Here is a 19,634-nt window from a genome sequence, read left to right as displayed (position 1 = left end):
GCAATATGCAGCAATATTCAAGCAGCGGGCGCGAAATGGTCGCTAGCCTGTGGCGCAACCGCTCCCTTATTCTTGCGTTGACGAAGCGCGAGGTTATTGGCCGGTACCGCGGATCTGTGATGGGCCTGGCCTGGTCCTTTTTCAACCCCATCCTGATGCTGACGATCTATACGTTCATCTTCTCGGTGGTCTTCAACGCGCGGTGGGGTGGAAGCACCGAAGGCAGTAAGACGGAATTCGCGCTAATCCTGTTCGTCGGGCTCATCGTGCACGGCTTGTTCGCAGAATGCGTGCTCCGCGCTCCCAGTCTGATCCTGAACAATGTCAACTATGTGAAGAAAGTTATTTTCCCGCTGGAAATCTTGCCTTGGGTTGCCTTCGGAGCGGCGCTATTCCACACCTGCATCAGCCTGATTGTGCTCCTGGTCGCCCGCATCCTCCTGCAGCACGAGCTGCCCTGGACTGCACTGCTGTTCCCATTCCTTCTCGTCCCGTTGATCCTAGGCACGCTGGGCATCAGCTGGTTCCTGTCGGCGCTAGGAGTGTACGTACGCGACATCGGCCAGATCACCAGCATGCTGACCACTGTGCTCTTGTTCATGTCGCCGGTCTTTTATCCGATCAGCGCATTGCCTGAGAGGTACCAGATTCTGGTCAACTTGAACCCGCTCGCATACCTGATCGAAGAAAGCCGCAACTTGCTAATCTTCGGCGTGCTGCCGGACATCAGGCACTGGGCCATATTGATGGTGGTTAGCGGTGCCGTGGCCTGGTTGGGATTCTTTTGGTTCCAGAAAACGCGCAAAGGATTTGCCGATGTCCTCTGATATCGCCGTCAAGATCGACGGGCTCAGCAAGAGCTACCATATATTCGACAAACCACGAGACCGTCTCCTGCAGATGCTCTTCGGCAAGCGCAAGCAATACTACAAGGAGTTCTGGGCGCTGCGAACATTGTCGATGGAGATCCGGAAAGGAGAAACCATTGGACTCATCGGCCGTAACGGTAGCGGCAAATCCACTTTGCTGCAATTGATTTGCGGCACGCTCAATTCCACGACTGGAACGATTGCGACACATGGCCGAGTCGCGGCGCTATTGGAATTGGGCTCGGGTTTCAATCCCGAATTCACGGGGCGCGAGAACGTCTACCTGAACGCCGCGATGCTTGGCCTGAGCGAGGAAGAGATCACCGACCGTTTCGACGACATCGCCGCGTTCGCCGACATCGGCGACTTTATCGAACAGCCGGTCAAGACATACTCCAGCGGCATGTATGTGCGGTTGGCTTTCGCTGTCGTGGCACACGTTAGCGCTGATATACTCGTCATCGACGAAGCGCTCGCAGTCGGCGACGCGGTCTTCACGCAGAAGTGCATGCGCTTTCTACGCCGTTTTCAGGAAAATGGCACTATTCTCTTCGTCAGCCACGACATCGGCGCCGTAACCTCCTTGTGTCAACGCGCCTACTGGCTGGACAAGGGCGTCCTGCGCATGTCGGGCACACCCAAGGAAATCAGCGCGGCTTATATGGCCGATATATATGAAGCGCAACAAGGGCCAAGCGCTGCACCGTCGACGAAAGCAGCAACGGTGTCGGACAGCCCTAAACAGATCGCGGAGGCTCCCCCTCCCGTCTTTCGCGACATGCGACTAGATTTCTTGAACCAAACCCAGTTCAGGAACGACATACAGCTGTTCACTTTTGAAGAAAATGCCAAAGCATTCGGCAAGGGCGGCGCAAGCATAGAGAACGTCCAATTGCGCGATACAGAAGGCAAACCGCTGCAATGGGTGGTTGGAGGCGAACGCGTCAGCCTGCATGTTTCATGCCGCGCCCACCAGGATGTCTTTTCCCCTATCGTCGGCTTCTTCATCAAAGACCGCCTGGGGCAAGTGCTGTTCGGCGACAATACATACTTGACCCACATGGAGGCTCCGCTGAGCGTTCCCGCAGGGGACTCCTTCGCTGCATCCTTCTCGTTTCCGATGCCGATCCTGCCTCTCGGCGAGTACAGCATCAACGTGGCGCTAGCGGAAGGCAACCAGCAGGACCACATTCAGCATCAGTGGATACACGAAGCCCTGATTTTCCGGTCCACATCGAGTTCAATAACGACCGGCCTAGTGGGGATTCCGATGGAATCCATCAAACTGACGCTCAGCGACTGAGTATTAAGAGAATCGCATGGAATTTACTGGCGAACGTTTCATTCCCACCCTCCCAGGCGACATCCGCCTCGAACACCTACATCGCTATGAATGGTGTGCGAACCACACCCAGGGCAAACGCGTGCTCGACATCGCATCCGGCGAAGGCTATGGCTCGTATGCGCTGTCGAGCAATGCGAAGTCAGTCATCGGCGTAGACATTTCAGGCGAAGCGGTCAACCATGCCCTCGCTAAGTATGCCGACCGGACAAACCTCACGTTCATGGAAGGCAATGCGGCATGCATTCCCCTGCCTGACCATAGTGTGGACGTCGTCGTTTCCTTCGAAACGATCGAACACCATGATCAGCACGAAGAAATGATGTCGGAGATTCGGCGTGTCCTGACACCCGAAGGGTTGTTGATCATGTCCTCACCCAACAAGAAGATTTACTCGGATCTGGCTGGTGGAGATCACAATCACTTTCACGTCAAAGAACTTTATTTTTCGGAGTTTGACACGTTGGTGAGACGCTATTTCACGAATGTGCGCCACTATGGGCAGCGCGTCACAGCCACGTCCCTGCTTATGCCGTTGGAGCTGGATGCCAGCGATAGTGTCCAGACGTTCACGGAGACCGATAGTGGTGTTGCGCGTGCAACGCCGGTAGCCATCGAGCCCATGTATTACTTAGCCGTAGCCAGTAATATCACGTTGCCAGACACCGGCCGCACGACAGCCTTCTTTTCCGAGGGCGACAACGCCTTCTATGAAAAACAGCGAGAAGTGCTGGAACTGAGCGCCGAGATCCGCCGCATGAGTGACTATATCGCCGAAGTCTCCGGCGCGCTGCAAGTGCGAGACAGTGACCTTACGTTTGTCAGCCAGGAATGCGCCACCACTCGGAAAGAGCTGGAATCCGCCCAAACCACAATTGCCCTATTACAGAACACGCGGTGCGCGCGATTCACTCGCGCGCTACGCTCGCTCTTCGGCAAAGCCTGACACTGCCACCACCCGCCAGTATGAAAATCGCCTTTGTCAGTCAGCCTGAATACTTCCGTTTCTGCTACGAACAGGACCTTAGCGCAGACCACGAGGTGCGCGAATTTCCATTTCATTTCGGAATGAAGGAAGAAGAGTTTGCAGATCTGATCGCCTTTGATGCAGATGTGAATTTTTTCTTTCGAGGCGAATTCTTCCCAACGTCCCTGCTGCCGCAACTGCGAGGTACGAAAATCGCGCTCTCGAGCGAACCGTTCCCACGTAACTTGGGAAACAAGCTGGAGTACACGCGTGACTCTATCAAGCGCTATCTGGATTTCCGTTCGCGTATCCGCACCCAAGCGTTCGACTTCGTGTTCCATTATGACGAGGCGTCGCTGCAATTCATGGCCAAGGACGGCCTAGAACTCTCGGGGGCTTTTGCTTTTCCTGTCGCTACCGACACCTATGTCGACCGTCAACTAGAGCCAAAGTGGGACATCTTTTTTATTGGCCGGAGTACCTCACACCGTGAGCGCTTCTTCGGCCCGTTGAAGCACCATTTCCAATTCTTGCACATCTGCCACGGTGTCTTTGGCCCGCCCCTGATTGAGTATATGGCGCAGGCTAAGATTAACCTCAACGTCCATGCGGAACCCGAGATTTCCTGGGAACCTCGGATGCAGATGCTGCTAGCAACAGGCGCGTTCGTGATCTCCGAACCCATCACACCAAACCGTTATTTGCGTCCCGGCGTTGATTATGTGGAAGCCACCTCGCCGTCAGACATGTACGAAAAGGTGGACTACTACCTTAGGCATGATGACGAACGCCGTAGCATTGCGGCTTCCGGCAGGGCACGCATTCATGAAATTTTGAATGCAAGGCATAACTTCCAGCAATTGATCGAAGATCTGGATCAAGGCAAATATTCTGCCTTTAAAACCTCAACGCCCTCTGGCGGAGTGAATGCCTTGGCTAAGTACTTCAATATAGAATCGCGCGCGCGCGCTTTCGCCCGCAAGCTGCTGAAGTGAGCCCCGAATCGTCAAGGAATTTTTGCTACCTAAACTACTGAATATGCCCACCTCGCCAGAAAAGAAAATGAAGATCGGCTATATCGTGCCCAGCTGCTCAGTCTCCGGTGGCATGGCAGTCATTTGCCAACATGCAAACCGCTTGCGCAAACGAGGCCACGAGATCGTATTTCTATCCACCGTGGAAATCCGGCCGATGGATTGGTTTCCCGGTCAACACGTGCCGATCTATGACGCGGCCACCTGGGAAGGTAGCCTGGACGTCGTCGTTGCCACAGGCTGGAGCACAGCGTTCTGGCTGCCGAGAATTGAGGCCCGGGTAAAATGTTATTTCGTGCAGTCCGACGAGACGCGGTTCCACCCCGACGACTCCCGATGGCAACACCTGACCACCCTTACCTACTACTTTGGCGTGCATTACCTGACCGAGGCACGTTGGATACGCGCGTGGTTGAAGGACAGCTTTGGACACGACGCCGAGTTAGTCCCCAACGGACTGGACCCTGAGATCTTCAGCCCGGCCGAGCCGTTAGAAGCGAGGGGCCAGAAACCCCGCATTCTTCTAGAGGGCGCCATCGGGCTGCCCTACAAGGGAATGCGCGAAGCATTCGAGGTGGTGCAGAATATCGATGCTGAAGTATGGTGCGTCAGTTCGTATGGGGCGCCAGAGCCACATTGGCATTGCGACCGCTTCTTTGAGCACGTACCGATGCGAGAGATGCGTAACATTTATTCCAGTTGCGATATCTTGCTGAAGCTGAGCCGCGTTGAAGGCTTTTTCGGCCCCCCTATGGAGATGATGGCATGCGGCGGCGTGGCGGTTGTGGGCAGGGTCACAGGCTACGATGAATACATCGTCGACGGAGAAAACGCGCTGGTAGTGGACGCGCTGGACATTGACGCCGCGCGCGACGCGGTACAGCGACTGATCGACGACGGCGCGCTGCGCGGTAAGCTGATCGCCGCTGGTGCGCAAACCGCCCGCGAATGGAATTGGGATAGCTCGATCGATACGCTGGAGGCCTACTACGCGAAGCTCCTGTCAAACCCGCAGTGCTGGTACGAAAGCTCCCTCCGTCCCAAGTACGACCGCAGCATCGCGTTCGCCTACGACATGATGTCGCGGAGTATTCTGCCGGAGGACATACTGCCCACTACGGCTGCCAACGCCCAAGAGGTTTTTCCTCCACATGTGCAACGTCTTGCCGTATATATGGCGAACTCCTCCGCATTTCGGCGTTTTGCCGATCTTGCACGGATCGGCTACCACTGCTACAAAAAGGCGCGCGGCAAGGCGGGTTCGGCCAAGCGGCGATTGAAACGCCTATTCTGAATTCTGGACGCTGCCGACCGCAAGCAAATGGCCGGTTGGAACGATCGCCAGGCACAAGGCAACGGCGAGATTGACGTTGCCTTTTGTGGACGGCTAGAAGAATTTACTTGCGCCCGATAAGCGGATTCGAACCGAAGTTGATATGCCCCCCGAACAATTCCCTTTGGCTTCAGCCTCGCGCAGAGCAAGCCGATTCATGCCCTATTTAGTCACATACCTAACTTTACTCGGCTGGCATTACCAAGTCGCCGGCGCCGTATCGTTTGCGGCCGCCGGCTGGCTGCTGCTGACAATCTCCACGGCGGTGGTGATCGGCGACCTATTCTGTTCTGCCGCGCTCAAGCACTACCCGCGCCTGCACAACGTGCCGACCCGTGTATTGATTGGCCTACTGCTGACTAACCTGATCTTATTTCTCACCGGAATGCTATTGCCCTACGGCCTGGCGATCCATTCGATCTTTCTGCTTATAGCTGCATCTCCGTTCTGGCTACGAGCTTTCCGGGCGGGGCGCGTGCGGGCATTTGGGCCAGTCCACGCCTCGGAGAATCTACTGTTCCTGTTAGGAGCCGTGGCAGTTACGGTCTGGTGCTGGGACATCCTGCAACCGATCAAGATCGGGGCTGACACGACCATCATCCGAGCATGGATGGATATTTTCTATCACCTCAGTCAAATCGCGTCATTTGCATCCTCGCGAGGGCTGGGCACACTGTTCGATGTGCAGATGGCGGGCGCACCCGCCCAACCGTATCATATGGCCAGCTACATGCTACCGGCGGCCCTGGTCGATGCGACGGGGATTTCGACGTACGTGGCGTATGCTAGCTTGTTGACGCCGCTCGGCATGCTGCTGACGGTACTAGGTGCCTACTCGCTTGGCGCAGTTGCTTTTGGAAAATGGCCCGCATTGGCTGGCGCGGCGGCCCTAATTCTGCTACCTGACGCCGCTCAGCAAGGATTCGGCAATCCGTTCCTTGGCTACCACTGGTTGCAGCAGATTGCTCCAGCGCAAATGTATGGTGTAGCCAGCGCCGCCGTAGTGTTCGCCTTGGTATTAGAAAGCTGTCGCAGCTCCCGGCTGGCCCTCGTCCTATGCAGCTACTTCTTTGTCTTGGCTACCTTGCTTTACAAGGCGCAGATTTTCGTCGCTATTTCATTTATGGCTCTAATGCTGCCGGCCTTTTATCTGCGTGGCAGCTGGGCACGATTTCGCGCACCCATCCTAATTACCCTGATCTGCCTCTATTTTAGCGCGGCCGCCATTTCACAACTCTCAACAAGCGTGCCAACGCTGCGACTGGACGGTTCCGGCCTGTCCCCATACATTGGCGCGGTCATGGCACTTCAGGACGATGGATTCATGAAGGGCCTGTTCTCCAGCATGCTTGACGCCGCGGGCACAAGCTGGCTCTTGCAAGCGTCGGTATTTTCGGTAATGTTGCTAGTCTGCACCTTTGGCGTCTACCTGCCTGCATATCTTTGCCTAATGCGCCGGGCGCGGCCAGTTGCGACCCCACTTGCACGGATGTTCCCGTTGCTTGTGGTTTGTGTCTATCTGGTGATGGCGACCAGCCTCGCGCTGGATGAACGGCACATTGGCACAATGGAAGAACTGCTGCATAGGCCTTTTGTATGGGCGTATTTTGTGGTGGTCGTATTTTTTGGTGGCGGGCTCTATGCATCCATCTACGGCGATGAGCTGCCGGCTCGCCGTGGCACCCGTTTGGCGCTACTATTCTTGGCGGTGCTGCTTTTTAGCGCACCGCTGCATTACGGCCGGCGGATCCAGACTTTCAAGACCTGGCAGACAGAGTACCTTGCTCTTCCGACTTGCCAAGTCGACATTGCGCGGTATATCAAGGTGCACAGCCAACCTGGCGATATCGTTCAAGATTCACTGAACGATCCAGGTTACCGACTCACCGCATTGTCGGAGCGCAAACCGTACGCCATAGATTCAGGCGGCGTGCGCCTGCCGGCGGGCATCAAGGAACGTCTGGAGGAACTGGCTGCGCTCAAGCGACTGGAGTCCGCCGACGAATTGGTCGCCGCCATGCGGCGCCGAGGCATCCGCTGGTATGTCGTCAATCCTGGCGACAGCATAAATTGGGTCGACGCCGCTCAGGTCCAGAAGGTGTTGGACTGTGGTGGCTACGCGCTGTTCAAATTCTGATGACTGAGGGGAAGAGACCCTAGTCCTTCGGTCGCCTGAAGACGAAGAGAAGCTGAATAAAGTAGGTCAGTATAGCCACTGGCAGGACAATAATCGCCATAGCCCAGATGCGGCCGCCGACGAACGGGGCCAGCAACCGAATCATGCCAAGATATATGAAGAATACGAGTCCGTATCCCAGGAGAAACCTTGGAATCAGACGTAACTTCATCTGGCGGAACACCAAGCCTCCGGTCGTGACGAAATTGAAAGAGAGCGTGATGATATTGGACGCTATCAAGACCAGCCAGGTAGGGAGTGGAGTCAATGCGAACAACGCATATACGACGAATCCGAACAGCGTGTTCAGCCCGCCAACGAAAAGGAATCTGAAAATCTGTTTTTTGTCGTGCAACTGCCTAACCTAATCATTAAGTCTATAGCCGGCGGCGAGAGTATTGCCGACATTTAGGCCGATCTTGGTCTTGTCTAGACCAATGGCGTGAGTGGCTTGTTTAAGGGCTCGTTTCAGTCCCGACGGCATTGGAGCCAAGCGCATCCAGTAGCTGAGCGCGTAGCGATTGACGAAGGGTTTCACCGAGATGTTTCCGAAACCGCAGCGCTGCATGAGCTCCCGAATGCTGGTCTGCGAAAACAGCTGCATATGCTCGATATCGATAATTGGCGACCGCTTACCCATTGCCCGATTTACGAAGCTGCGATAGTCATGCGTGACGGTCACGAATGCGCCTCCCGGACGTAATAACTTCGCCGCCGACTGGGCCGTGGCCATGGGATCTTGAACGTGCTCCATGGTCATGAAGCAGCAGATGAGATCAAAGGACTCGGGCGCAAAATCGGCTTCCTTGAAGATGCCTTCTCGCAGCCAACCCCGACGGTGGTCCGGTGCCGCGCTGATAGCGGCTGACGAAGGTTCGACACCGATCAGTTCGGAAAAACCTCTAGCCTTCAGCAGGTCCAGAAGCACGCCCGTGCCCGAACCGATTTCCAGCACGCTGTCGCAGCGCTTGATCTGCTTTAGAACTGGGTCCATAGCCAATATATAGGCCTGAGCGGCATCGGCAGCCTCTTCGGAGCTATCGTAGTCAGCCACGTGATAGGCACTGGCCAGCTCCTCTTGCGCCGGGGGACGACTGACATAAACTAGATCGCACGCCGGGCACTGCACCAGCTCGTGGCACATGTATTCCGGTTCTTTTCGCGAGGCGTAGCTGAACCCCGAGATGCGGCTTTCGTCGATATTCTCTTTCTGGAATATCTTGGCGTTGCTGGAAGGCGTGCCGCAAATAGGGCAGTCGCGCGAGATGGACATCAAGGATGCTCCTTCGCAATAGGAGTTTGCGGTGTAGCGAGCGGCGGTTTGATTGCCGCTATCGCATAGCCCAAGGGGTCGATATGAGAGCCCAGGCCGAACCTCATCGACACATGCGCCGCCACTAGGAACAAGCCCGCACTGGGCAGTATTAGAAGGGCCATAGGTAGCGTCAACGGCAGCCAGATCTTGCACTTCGGAACGACGAGATTCTTACCCAAGCACAAAATCTTGTTGAAAATCACCGCATAGTCATTGCCTCTTTCCGAAATTTGGATGTTTTCCAGTCCCTGCTTATGCAACAGCATCGCCAGTGCTTCGGGCGTAAAGCGGAAATAGTCATGGGGAATGTGATGGCGGCGTGCGGACCACGGCACCGTCATCAATAGCTGGCCACCAGGCTTCAGGCATCGATAGATCTCTGCCAGCAATGTTTCCGTATCGGGCACATGCTCAAGCACTTCGACGCATAGCGCATTGGCGAATATTCCGTCGTCGAACGGAAATTTGCCGCCGGGATAGTACACGATGTCGGTGTCAGGCCTCATGTTGAACTCGTCGGCTTTGTCCACATCTAGCCCAACGTACTGGACTCCTGCAGGCAGATAGCTCTTCCATGGCGCGTTCCCGGCACCCACGTCGAGGACGTTGCCTTCAAGAGCAGAAAGTCTCGGTTTCAGAAAATCAACTATGGTCTTGAGCTGCAGATCGAGCAAGCAGCGCAAGGCGAAGGCCAGGGGGTTGCCCAAAGGAGAGGAAACCGGCACCGGTTTCATCTCTTCCTTGTCCCGCAAGTATGCGTTTATCTTGGGTTGCATGTTGGTTCGGTAGGGATTGCGATTATGGAGCCGTTTTCGGGACATAGTGAATGGCAATATAACTGCCAAAATCCAGGGCCTTGTCACGGCGATACGCCGAATCGTAGTCCGCCAGCCATTGCTCGCGTTCCGGATAGCGCTTGTCCATCACGAGCCAACCCGAGCGCCGCAAAGTCTTGGCCAAGGCGGCCAGAAATTCGCGGCGGCGTTCCGACGGGATGAATCCGAAGTTAGCAGGGCCGTGAATAGCGCTCCAGGCGGATGGAGGAGACACCCCATTCATATTCATCGCACTATCCAGCACGGTGATAGCGTCTCCCGACTCGGCCTTGATCGTCTGGATCGCGCGGCCAGCGTCAGCCGGATCACCCACGGTCGCGCCCGCCAGTCTGGCTCGCAACTTGTCCTGCGTTTGGGGATTGCTGAATGTGACCGCTGGGAGCAGTGCCGAGGGGCCGAAGTCGAACAACCGGCCCTTGCCTAGGTTGCTTTGCCAATCGTTCCATCCAAACAACGGCGTCCACGCAAGCAGCGAAGCGCCAAGGATAGCAGCCATGTGCGCCAGATTCACTTGCTTGGCCGCTTGCACCACGTAAAGCAACGCCAACAGCAGCAGGGGCAAGATATTCAGAATATTGTTCTCGTGGCTACGGCCCAGAAAATACGTGAAGGATCCATAGGCCAGCAGCAGCAATACTAAGCCGCGCCGGAACGACATCGTGTCCCCGACGGCCTTCCATGACAAAGCCAACGTTGCCGCAGCGATCGCGATAGCTACGACGAAGTACCAGACGTTGCCGTGCGGATCAATGGGTAAGGGGCCAGGAGGATTGATCGCGTAGGCAAGGTAACCGTATAGGGTGGGCCCCTCACCGTAGATCAGCCTCAACGCACTGTAGAACAAGGTGGCGAGGGCTACTGCTATTATCGCTAACACCAGCGCATTGCGGATCGCGGCGCCCAGCCGTACGCCGAACGAGCCAGATGCTCGTCGCACGAACAAGTAGTACGGCCACCACACCAGAGTCACGTAGAAGGCTGACTCAGGCGACCACAACGCACCTACGGCCCACAGTAAGTGTCCGACGACGAGGCGCCCACGGCTCCGCTCGATATTGGAAGTCAGACACAGATACAGAGCCAATAACGTGGCAGGTAAAAAGCGCAAACCCGCCACCGAAGGCGTGACCAGCGGCGAGGCCGTCGCGGGAGGGTAAGCGGTCCAGAAGAAGCATGCTGTCAGGCAAAGCGCCAGCACAATGACGCGCGCGATTGCCCGAGGCGAGCTCACCAACAGGGCCATAGCCGCAATGGCAAGCGTCCACAGCAGCGTCGTAATACCCGTGATCACATACATGGCCGACCAGCAATCATTGCGACAGCTGGCTGCGAGCAAGGACGTTGGGCCGAAGCCGTATTGCAACGGGATGTCGTGAAACAACTTGGCACCTGCCAACATCAATTCGGCGGGTCCGATGTATGCCCCCCAGTGGTGCCACAACGTCAGAAGTGAAGAATCCGCCTGGAGAATGCCGGCTGAAAAACTGAAGACGGCAGCAGGCACCGCGTAGCCCATCAGAAAAACAGCCATACCGCGATGAAGGGTATCTGATCGGGCGTACATCAGCGTCTGAACAACAATCAGCACGCAGAGCCCCGATGCCAATAGTTCACTTAGAGAAATATTGATCCCGGCTTCATCCGGCCGGCGCCACCACGGAAGCAGCATCGCGACGCATAGCGCGAAGAAGCCAGGCAGCAGCGTATTGAACGCAATCCGACCGCCACGATAGGCCAACAGCAGTGAGATTGCTGCAATGCCCAGCGCCGTCGAAGGTGTCACAACTCTGGTATATAGCGTCAATAGAAGGATGAGTAGCAGCCATACTGCGCTCGCGAGAGACCAGAGGCCGCGGTCGTTACCTCTGCGCAGCGCGACTTCGCGCTGAGATAGCCCCGCGCTGCGGCTCCCCTGCAACGCCGGCAGCGCAGCCAATACGAATCCAATCAGCACATAAGCCAACATGACGTACGGCTTGTCTTGCATGTGTATTTCCCTTTTGCGCTTTTTCCTGCAAGGAAAGCGTGAATACAAATAGGCGGAGGGATGATGTCGATCAGGCCTCGTGGTCCTTGCCGTCCGGCAATAGCTCCGTGGATTGGCCGTTCCGTATGAGCGCAGAGCGGATCAAACGTGGCCGACCTTTCACCTCGGCCATGATTTTGGCGACGTATTCGCCAACAAGTCCGATGGCGAACAGATTCAACGACCCGAATCCCAACGTGGCTAACAACAGGGTAGTAGCGCCACGGGGCGCAACCTCTGGGAAGAAAATGCGCAGAAAAATCGCAACTAGGGCAAGCAGCGCCGATACCCCTAATAGCATGATCCCGGTAGCGGTAAGCATGGTCAGAGGCGTGTTGCTAAACGAGAAGATCCCCTTCTTAGCCCAGTCCAAATTCTTGACGAAACTGTTGGTCGACACGCCGAACATACGCTCGGGGCGTATATAGTCGACTCCCGTCTGCTTGAAACCGACGTAGGCACGCAGCCCCCGCATGAAGAGGTCGCGTTCACCGCATTTGAGCATCCAGCCCACCACACGCCTGTCAATCAAGGAAAAGTCACCGGCATCCAGCGGGATCTTGATATAGCTAAAAGCGGCGAAGACTCGATAAAAGAGCTTGTAGAGCATCCCCCAGTGCCACGGCATGTCGCGCTTGATACGACGGCCATAAATAACGTCGTTCCCCTCCTCCCATTTTGCGTGGAACTGCTCGATTAGTTCCGGAGGATCTTGAAGGTCTCCGTCCAGCAGGACGACGCCATGCTTCGTAGAGAGCTCCATACCGCTACGGAATGCCATCTGTGAACCAAAGTTCCGCGAATGAGATATACCGATGACCCGGCTGTCGGCAGCACTGATATCGCGTATGACTTCGGCACTATTGTCCGGGCTGCCGTCGTTGACGAAGATGATCTCGTAATCAATGCCGATCTTCTGGAACGTGTCCGACAGCCGCCGATACATAATCGGAATGGCTTGTGCATCCTTGTAGCAGGCGATGATCGCCGACAAGCTGCGCTTCGTGTTTGCGGCATTCTTCTTGGTACCCGTGCTAAATTGCTCTTCGCTAAGATTGCCCACCCAGTTTGCAGTCAATCGCAGGCCTGATGCCAAGCCATGCTCTGGCTCCCAACCCAATTGAGCGCGGGCCTTGTTCGGATTAGAGTACCAGTCCGCCAAATCCCAGGCGCGCCCTTGCATTTGGCCATATTGAGGTGCGTCATGTATGCCGAAAGTGTCGCGTGCGACCGCCGCCAGGTCAGCAATGGTGGTTTTTGTACCGGACCCAATGTTGAAGTTGTGGCCATACTGGTCAGGCTGCATCCTGGTGGCTGCCAAAACGAAAGCGCTGCATACATCGTCAACGTAGATAAAATCCCGTGAGGTGTTCGGATCCACAAAAGGCGGAAGCTTGCCGTCCAGAGCCTTGCGCACCAGGTTCGGTATCAAGCGCGAGGAATCCTCGAGCGGACCGTATACGGAGTAGAGCCGCAGGTTGGAGGAGGGGAAACCCTGCTTGCCCATGTATTCCAGATAAGAGGCTGCCGCAACTTTAGAAACTGCGTAGTGGCTGTTGGGCTCACATCGATCCGCTTCCTCAGGCGCAGTGCAGTTCACTCCGTATTCCGAAGAGCTGCCCGCATGTATATAGGCGACGATCGGTGTCTTGGAGAGCAGCCCAACCAGATTCACTAGCGCTTGAAAGTTGGTACGGTAAATCAGCGCTGGATCTTCTTCGAACGAATAGGCACCGTAGGAGGTGCAGTCGAAGACGGTCTTTGGCTCCAACGTATCTATCAGGTTCTTGGTTGCCGCGGAGTCATTAAGATCCACCGCGACGATATTGTCGTCATTGACGTCTGCGAGCCTCCATCCCTTCTCCCGGCGAACACATGCAAAGACGTCCTGTCGTTGCGCAAGGATCATCTTGAAAAGGTTGGCGCCGATAAAGCCGGAAGCGCCGGCAACAAGAACAGGGCCCTTGAGGGCCTTGATATGCGTAATCAAGGTCATGATCAATGAATCAACGGTTGGGGGCCACAATAGCCAGCACGCTGGAGGCATCCAGTCCGGAGTGTTTGCGCAAGAAACCCTGCGAGCCATAGGTCGCGTAATGGTGCGCCCGAGCATATAAGTGGTGGAACGCGCCAGGGTCAATCTTGCGGTCCAACAGCCACAAGGCCAACTCCGAACCGAAGCCACCGCGACGGACGTGTTCTTCGGCCACGCATACGCCACGTCCGCTGGCCAGTTGCTCTATCAAGGCTGGCGGGGGCAGGTTCTTCTCCAGTGGGAGCTCGGTCACAACCCAGAGGTTGGGCCGGATTTCGTCGGGCAAGGCCTGCAAACCGAGCAGGTACGTGCCGGCTAGCGGGCCAGCAACAATCACGGTCATTCCATTGCCGACGATGAGCTGACGCCAAGGAGCATAGTCTGGAACAATGTAGCCAGCTGGAGCCTCGCCGCGACCTAGGCGAATATATGCCGGATCGACACTGGCAGCAGCACTGTCGAGCACTCCTTGGACGTCTTCATCAAACGCCGGGATGTATACGCGCATGTGAGGCAGCGTAAGCAATATCCCGTAGTCTTCGATGGCGTGATGCGTGGGCCCCATCACGCCGTATCCATAGCCCCCACCGTTGCCAATCAGTTTGACCGGAAGTTTGTGAAACGTTATGTCGTTACGAATTTGTTCGAACGGCCGTGCATAGCAGAACGGGGCGATACTGTAGATCCAAGTCTCCAGACCCTCGCGCGCCATCGCGGCAGCAACCGACACCATGTTTTGCTCCGCCACGCCGGCATTGATAAAGCGCTTGCCCAATGTATCTTGCAGCGGCTCAAGCGCCATGAAGCCCAGATCGCCCGTCAAAAACACCATGTCCGGGCTTGCCGCGCGAGAGACGAGCCCATCGCAAAGTTGCTTTCTCATTGTGATTCCAGATCAAGCAGCGCTTGAGCATATTGCTCTTTCTTGAGCGGGAGGTAGTGCCATTCCATCCTGTCTTCCATGAATGGAACACCACGGCCTTTGACCGTGTCCAGGATCACCACCCGGCACTTGTCGGTAGGCTCATCCAACACGACTCGTATCTGATCAAGTTTGTGGCCATCAACGCGTTGGATATCCACGTTGAAGCCGGCAATCTTCTCGGTCAATGGCGACATCGACGCAACGGTAGAGGTTCGGCCGAAACCTTGAAGACCATTGTGATCAACCAGGACGGTGAGGTTGTCCAATCGGTGATGAGCCGCAAACGTGAGGGCCTCCCACGTGGAGCCTTCTTGCCATTCCCCGTCAGAGGTCAGGCAAAACACATGACCTGGCTGCTGCTTGATCTTGAGCGCTTTCGCGGTGCCCGCCGCGAGCGACAGACCGTGGCCAAGACTGCCCGTGGCGAAACGGATATCCGCGATGCCCGAGGCTGGGGGGTGGCCCGCCAACAAAGTGTCGTCTTTGTGGAATTGCTTAAGCGCATCGTCAGACAGACGGCCTACGCTCCATAGCGCAATATATAGTGCGCCGGCGGAATGCCCTTTTGACAGAACAAAGCGGTCCCGCAAAGTCAAGTATTCATGCTGCACCAGCAGTAATACATCTAGGCACGACATGTTGCCGCCAATGTGGCCGACACCGCTTTCAAAGTGCATTTGAAGCAATCGTTTCCTGGCCTTCAGAACTTCCGCTTCAGAAATGGGCATGCTTTTCCTTCATTTCCTTGATCCGCGTCACATTGTTAAGGCAGTGTGATCGCCTAGTTTCCAAACGCTAAATTGCATAATGCCTGCAGCTGCAGAAAATAATCTGCTCGCCCATTGTGGACGAACGACACCCTAACGCACTGAAATATAGACACCAAGCACAATGACTAGGGCACCCACCAGCGATGTCCACTTAAATGCCTCCCCCAAGAAGAAATGCCCCATGATCGGGACGATCACGAAGCCGAGGGCGATAAAGGGATAAGCGGTGCGTAGCGGGATCTCCTTCAAAACCCATAGCCACGCAATGGTCGCAAAGCCATACACGGCCAACGCGACGATCAAGGCTGGATTTAATAGGAAACCCTGAAGAACACCCTTTCCTTGCACATCGATCTTGGACGCCGCAATCTTGAATAGCACCTGTCCCACCGACAGAGACAGAACGGTAAACAGGGTGCCGAGCAATTGTTTGAACGAAATCACCGCCTTCCTCTATTCTTAAGCAGAGACGCTTTGTGCAGCGTCTTGTGCGGCACACGGGATATATCATATCCAACGAATGCGAGTATCAGTTGAATGCCGATAAGCACTGGCAGGGCAGCCAGCATCACCGTTCCCGCCGGTGTCGGCTCACCGCTCATGCTGGATGAAATCCAACGCGAGCCTCCGTAGAGCACGCCAAACGCCAGTAGCAGAACGCCTGCTGGCAATTCCAGTGACGCAATGGAGAAGCCGCGCAGGTAATAGTTGTAGAAGATCCGTTTTAACGAATTCCGGATGTGCTTAAGTGAAAACTCACCCACGATTTTCGAGATCTTCAGATTGCTGACCTCGTCAGCGTAACGGGCGTCCATGGGCACATCCATGACGACCGCGCCAATCAAGTTCAAGCGAAACAAGATGTCCGTTTCAAAAAAATAACGTTCGCTGATTTTGTGGAACGGCAGGTGCTCAGCCACCCGAGCGTGAATGGCCGTATAGCCATTAGTAGGATCGAACAGGTCCCAATAGCCGGACGAGAACTTCGTCATAAATGACAGGACGGCATTGCCGAACAGACGTTTGCGCGGCATAGCCCGCAGCGTCTCAAGATCGAAGAACCGGTTGCCCTTGGTGTAGTCGGCTTCACCAGCAATGATCGGTGCGACGAAATCGGGTATCAGTCTGGGATCCATTTGACCGTCCCCATCTACCTTCACCATGATGTCGTAGCCTGCATCGATCGCCTGACGATAGCCAGTCATTACCGCGCCGCCCACACCTCGATTCACGTCATTTTTCAGCACGGTCACGCGCAGGTCGCGACAGTGTTCCGAAACATACGCACCCGAACCATCGGGGCAATTGTCATCGACAACGAAAATTCCGCTGACTTCGGGGCCGATCTCAGCAATGACGTCAAGGATATGGCGCACGACCTTGTAGGCCGGGATCACCACGGCGACTTTGTATTGCTCTATTTGGGACATGGCTAGTAACGTCAACCAATGAAATAACGGTCAAGCAAAACCTGCGGCATTCTGGCAAGCGTCAGCATTGCGATCACGACCAAAAGCGGGATGGCGACCTTCGCTCCTGTACTTTTAAAACCGCGGTCGCCGCTGGCCGCGTACGCCAGAGCAACAACTGGAATTGTGAAGTACCGCCCCTGCACACCGAGGATCGAATCGGTCGGAAACTTGTTCCATTGAACCAGCAATGCAAAATAAATCGTGAAGCATGCACCCAGGAACATGATTGCCAGCGCCAATCGGGGCAGCCAATCCCGCTTCAGATCCTTAAATGACACTGAAAGAAAGCCGACGAGCAGCAACAGCACCCACATGGTGTTGTAGTAGCCCGTCCGAAACCAAGTATCCAACCACCCCAGCACGCCAATGAACTGCTGCACGAAAATGTGGCGGTTGTAGGGTGCAATCACCGTGTGGTAGATGATGCGCAGCAGTTCACGAGGATGCCACAGGTAGTACTTGAGCACCTCCACGTGACTGTAGCCAGCGTGTTGCATGCCGCCGTCTTTGTTGGCCGCGATAGTAGTCGCTAGCCACCCCAGCACGCAAACTGTCACAATCAAGCCTTGCCAAAAGTAGCGTATCCGGCGAGTGGCCAACGCCAATGCGAACGGCATGAGCACGAATGATGCGATCTGAATCCGGCTAGTTGCCAGGACGAAGATCAACACTATCAGAAGATAAGACCAAACCATCGACGCCCTGTCGTCTACCCGCTGTGCCAAACGTAGAAAGACGCTGACCGCCAGGATCGTCAGTGCCAATGAAAAGCCGTCCATGCCCGCGCCCATTAGCTGGAAGACGGTCATGGGAATAATCAACAAACCTACCGTTAGCGGATTGATGGGAAAGATGCTGATCGCCAGCATAAAAACCGCCACAGCCGCCAGAAATGAGAAGTATCGCGCGAGATAGTACGACTGCTGGACCGACAAATTCAGGCCTTCGCCGATAGCGAGCCCGACGGCTTGCGGAATATAAATCGCTGGGAAATAGTAGCTAGTGGTCGGAATCTCAAAGAACTCCCTCTTGCCAGACCACCTCATTGACGACAGGGCTTTTATCCGCTCGGCCGAGACTTTACCGACCTCATTAGCGGCGATATCGGCCTGCGCGTCTATGGAATACTTGGTAAGGCTTGGGTCTATCATGCCGCCTGAATCCCTGCCGTTTTGGCTGTGCAGGAACACTACTCCCTCCGAGAGCAGATAGGCGCGCATGATATGGACAGGCTCATCCGGCGACTGCATCGGCGGCACGAGTCGATTGAATACCGTAAAGACTGCCAGGGCAGCTGCCAGTGCCAGCCAGAAATTACGAGTTGCCCCAAGACTCGGCAGGCTTCCAATGAAGGGGCCCTGGCCTCTAGAGGACTCAGCACGAACCGATTGAATTTTTATTCTCCGAATTGCCCGGCGAACCGTCGCCCGGGCCCCCTATGCAAAATACGGCAGTCTAGTTCACCCCAGCCGCATGCGCCTGTTCATCCGCATGGTACGAAGACCGCACCATCGCGCCCACCGCCGCGTGCGAGAACCCCATCGCATACGCCTCGCGTTCGAACATGGCGAACGTGTCCGGATGCACATAACGCAACACGGGCAAGTGGTGCTCCGACGGCTGCAAATACTGGCCGATCGTCAGCATGTCCACATTGTGTTCGCGCATGTCGCGCATCACTTGCAGGATTTCTTCGTCGGTCTCGCCCAGGCCCAGCATCAGGCCGGACTTGGTGGCCACTTCCGGGTGCAGCTTCTTGAACTCGGCCAGCAGCTTCAGCGAGTGCATGTAATCCGAACCCGGACGTGCCTGCTTGTACAGGCGCGGCACGGTTTCCAGGTTGTGGTTCATGACGTCCGGGGGGCCGGCATTCAGGATCGCCAGCGCGCGGTCCAGGCGGCCGCGGAAGTCGGGCACCAGCACTTCGATGCGGGTGGTGGGCGACAGTTCGCGGACGTGCGTGATGCAATCCACGAAGTGAGCGGCGCCGCCATCGCGCAAATCGTCGCGGTCGACCGAAGTGATCACGACGTAAGACAGCTTCAAGGCAGCGATGGTGCGCGCCAGGTTCTCGGGTTCTTTCGTATCCAGCGGATCGGGGCGACCGTGGCCCACGTCACAGAACGGGCAGCGGCGCGTGCACTTGTCGCCCATGATCATGAACGTGGCCGTGCCCTTGCCGAAGCATTCGCCGATGTTCGGGCAGGAGGCTTCTTCGCACACGGTATGCAGGTTGTGTTCCCGCAGGATGCGCTTGATGTCGTAGAAGCGCGACCCGGGCGCGGCGGCCTTCACGCGGATCCATTCGGGCTTCTTCAGGCGTTCGGCGGGAATGATCTTGATCGGGATGCGCGCCGTCTTGGCCTGCGATTTCTGCTTTTGCGTCGGATCATAGGCCGTGTCCGCGGGCGCGGCGGCGGATTCGTTCGAGGGAACAGGAGACTCGGCAAGCGTAGACATTGGGCACCTTCGAAACCGGGGCGCAAGACCGCCCGGTCTGAGACAAAAGAGGCATTTTACCTCCCCGCGCCGGG

17 protein-coding genes are annotated in these 19,634 nt (G+C 56.0%); 6 read left to right on the top strand and 11 right to left on the bottom strand.

Going from position 1 to position 19,634, the window contains the following annotated elements; all coding sequences use genetic code 11:
- Positions 1-5 precede the first annotated feature (5 nt).
- The 6 genes from A9973_RS29835 to A9973_RS29810 all read left to right on the top strand — a co-directional run bounded on the left by A9973_RS29835 (position 6) and on the right by A9973_RS29810 (position 7,682).
- On the top strand, positions 6-827 hold the full coding sequence (locus A9973_RS29835) for an ABC transporter permease (protein WP_183017167.1): 822 nt from the start codon (positions 6-8) through the stop codon (positions 825-827).
- The gene (locus A9973_RS29830) at positions 817-2,172 is read left to right on the top strand and encodes an ABC transporter ATP-binding protein (RefSeq protein WP_183017166.1); all 1,356 of its coding nucleotides are present in this window, start codon (positions 817-819) and stop codon (positions 2,170-2,172) included. The genes A9973_RS29835 and A9973_RS29830 overlap by 11 nt, the downstream gene beginning before the upstream one ends.
- 16 nt (positions 2,173-2,188) lie before the next feature.
- Positions 2,189-3,157, top strand: a complete 969-nt coding sequence (locus A9973_RS29825) for a bifunctional 2-polyprenyl-6-hydroxyphenol methylase/3-demethylubiquinol 3-O-methyltransferase UbiG (RefSeq protein ID WP_183017165.1) — start codon at positions 2,189-2,191, stop codon at positions 3,155-3,157.
- A 20-nt stretch (positions 3,158-3,177) separates the two neighbouring features.
- Entirely contained in the window at positions 3,178-4,173 is a 996-nt protein-coding gene (locus A9973_RS29820) for a glycosyltransferase (RefSeq protein WP_183017164.1), read from the top strand.
- A 67-nt stretch (positions 4,174-4,240) separates the two neighbouring features.
- The gene (locus A9973_RS29815; protein ID WP_183017163.1) at positions 4,241-5,506 is read left to right on the top strand and encodes a glycosyltransferase family 4 protein; all 1,266 of its coding nucleotides are present in this window, start codon (positions 4,241-4,243) and stop codon (positions 5,504-5,506) included.
- Positions 5,507-5,702: 196 nt separating this feature from the next.
- Complete coding sequence (locus A9973_RS29810; protein WP_183017162.1) at positions 5,703-7,682, top strand: hypothetical protein; 1,980 nt, start codon at positions 5,703-5,705, stop codon at positions 7,680-7,682.
- Between the two features lie 19 nt (positions 7,683-7,701).
- Here the strand turns inward: A9973_RS29810 and A9973_RS29805 are convergent, their stop codons facing one another.
- The 11 genes from A9973_RS29805 to lipA all read right to left on the bottom strand — a co-directional run bounded on the left by A9973_RS29805 (position 7,702) and on the right by lipA (position 19,560).
- Positions 7,702-8,076, bottom strand: coding sequence for a GtrA family protein (locus tag A9973_RS29805; RefSeq protein WP_183017161.1), 375 nt, complete (start codon positions 8,074-8,076; stop codon positions 7,702-7,704).
- A 9-nt stretch (positions 8,077-8,085) separates the two neighbouring features.
- Positions 8,086-8,994: a class I SAM-dependent methyltransferase gene (locus A9973_RS29800; protein WP_183017160.1), complete on the bottom strand. Its 909-nt coding sequence runs from the start codon at positions 8,992-8,994 to the stop codon at positions 8,086-8,088.
- A complete protein-coding gene (locus A9973_RS29795) occupies positions 8,994-9,812 on the bottom strand; it encodes a bifunctional 2-polyprenyl-6-hydroxyphenol methylase/3-demethylubiquinol 3-O-methyltransferase UbiG (RefSeq protein ID WP_220805704.1) in 819 nt (272 codons plus the stop codon). The genes A9973_RS29800 and A9973_RS29795 overlap by 1 nt, the downstream gene beginning before the upstream one ends.
- Positions 9,813-9,834: 22 nt before the next feature.
- The gene (locus A9973_RS29790; RefSeq protein WP_183017159.1) at positions 9,835-11,859 is read right to left on the bottom strand and encodes a hypothetical protein; all 2,025 of its coding nucleotides are present in this window, start codon (positions 11,857-11,859) and stop codon (positions 9,835-9,837) included.
- 70 nt (positions 11,860-11,929) lie between these two features.
- The gene (locus tag A9973_RS29785; protein WP_183017158.1) at positions 11,930-13,894 is read right to left on the bottom strand and encodes an NAD-dependent epimerase/dehydratase family protein; all 1,965 of its coding nucleotides are present in this window, start codon (positions 13,892-13,894) and stop codon (positions 11,930-11,932) included.
- 10 nt (positions 13,895-13,904) lie between these two features.
- The gene (locus A9973_RS29780) at positions 13,905-14,816 is read right to left on the bottom strand and encodes a transketolase family protein (RefSeq protein WP_183017157.1); all 912 of its coding nucleotides are present in this window, start codon (positions 14,814-14,816) and stop codon (positions 13,905-13,907) included.
- Positions 14,813-15,586 carry a transketolase gene (locus A9973_RS29775; protein ID WP_183017156.1) on the bottom strand — a complete coding sequence of 258 codons (774 nt, stop codon included), beginning with the start codon at positions 15,584-15,586 and terminating at the stop codon, positions 14,813-14,815. Before A9973_RS29775 ends, A9973_RS29780 begins: the two co-directional genes overlap by 4 nt.
- A 132-nt stretch (positions 15,587-15,718) precedes the next feature.
- Positions 15,719-16,072 carry an EamA family transporter gene (locus tag A9973_RS29770; RefSeq protein ID WP_183017155.1) on the bottom strand — a complete coding sequence of 118 codons (354 nt, stop codon included), beginning with the start codon at positions 16,070-16,072 and terminating at the stop codon, positions 15,719-15,721.
- On the bottom strand, positions 16,069-17,058 hold the full coding sequence (locus A9973_RS29765) for a glycosyltransferase family 2 protein (RefSeq protein WP_183017154.1): 990 nt from the start codon (positions 17,056-17,058) through the stop codon (positions 16,069-16,071). Before A9973_RS29765 ends, A9973_RS29770 begins: the two co-directional genes overlap by 4 nt.
- A gap of 11 nt (positions 17,059-17,069) precedes the next feature.
- On the bottom strand, positions 17,070-18,389 hold the full coding sequence (locus tag A9973_RS29760; RefSeq protein WP_255469343.1) for a DUF2142 domain-containing protein: 1,320 nt from the start codon (positions 18,387-18,389) through the stop codon (positions 17,070-17,072).
- 166 nt (positions 18,390-18,555) lie between these two features.
- On the bottom strand, positions 18,556-19,560 hold the full coding sequence (gene lipA, locus A9973_RS29755; RefSeq protein ID WP_183017152.1) for a lipoyl synthase: 1,005 nt from the start codon (positions 19,558-19,560) through the stop codon (positions 18,556-18,558).
- Between the last annotated feature and the right edge of the window lie 74 nt (positions 19,561-19,634).

This window comes from Achromobacter sp. UMC46 (assembly GCF_014170335.1).
Taxonomy (GTDB): Bacteria; Pseudomonadota; Gammaproteobacteria; order Burkholderiales; family Burkholderiaceae_B; genus Achromobacter.
The sequence above is the reverse complement of the archived record's forward strand: the minus strand, read 5'-3'. Positions and strand labels throughout refer to the sequence as shown.

Bases quoted from the DNA above. Each gene is read 5' to 3' on its own strand.
- A9973_RS29835 (WP_183017167.1), top strand. From the start codon at position 6: ATGCAGCAATATTCAAGCAGCGGGCGCGAAATGGTCGCTAGCCTGTGG.
- A9973_RS29830 (WP_183017166.1), top strand. From the start codon at position 817: ATGTCCTCTGATATCGCCGTCAAGATCGACGGGCTCAGCAAGAGCTAC.
- A9973_RS29825 (WP_183017165.1), top strand. From the start codon at position 2,189: ATGGAATTTACTGGCGAACGTTTCATTCCCACCCTCCCAGGCGACATC.
- A9973_RS29820 (WP_183017164.1), top strand. From the start codon at position 3,178: ATGAAAATCGCCTTTGTCAGTCAGCCTGAATACTTCCGTTTCTGCTAC.
- A9973_RS29815 (WP_183017163.1), top strand. From the start codon at position 4,241: ATGAAGATCGGCTATATCGTGCCCAGCTGCTCAGTCTCCGGTGGCATG.
- A9973_RS29810 (WP_183017162.1), top strand. From the start codon at position 5,703: ATGCCCTATTTAGTCACATACCTAACTTTACTCGGCTGGCATTACCAA.
- A9973_RS29800 (WP_183017160.1), bottom strand. From the start codon at position 8,994: ATGTCCATCTCGCGCGACTGCCCTATTTGCGGCACGCCTTCCAGCAAC.
- A9973_RS29795 (WP_220805704.1), bottom strand. From the start codon at position 9,812: ATGCAACCCAAGATAAACGCATACTTGCGGGACAAGGAAGAGATGAAA.
- A9973_RS29790 (WP_183017159.1), bottom strand. From the start codon at position 11,859: ATGCAAGACAAGCCGTACGTCATGTTGGCTTATGTGCTGATTGGATTC.
- A9973_RS29785 (WP_183017158.1), bottom strand. From the start codon at position 13,894: ATGACCTTGATTACGCATATCAAGGCCCTCAAGGGCCCTGTTCTTGTT.
- A9973_RS29780 (WP_183017157.1), bottom strand. From the start codon at position 14,816: ATGAGAAAGCAACTTTGCGATGGGCTCGTCTCTCGCGCGGCAAGCCCG.
- A9973_RS29775 (WP_183017156.1), bottom strand. From the start codon at position 15,586: ATGCCCATTTCTGAAGCGGAAGTTCTGAAGGCCAGGAAACGATTGCTT.
- A9973_RS29765 (WP_183017154.1), bottom strand. From the start codon at position 17,058: ATGTCCCAAATAGAGCAATACAAAGTCGCCGTGGTGATCCCGGCCTAC.
- lipA (WP_183017152.1), bottom strand. From the start codon at position 19,560: ATGTCTACGCTTGCCGAGTCTCCTGTTCCCTCGAACGAATCCGCCGCC.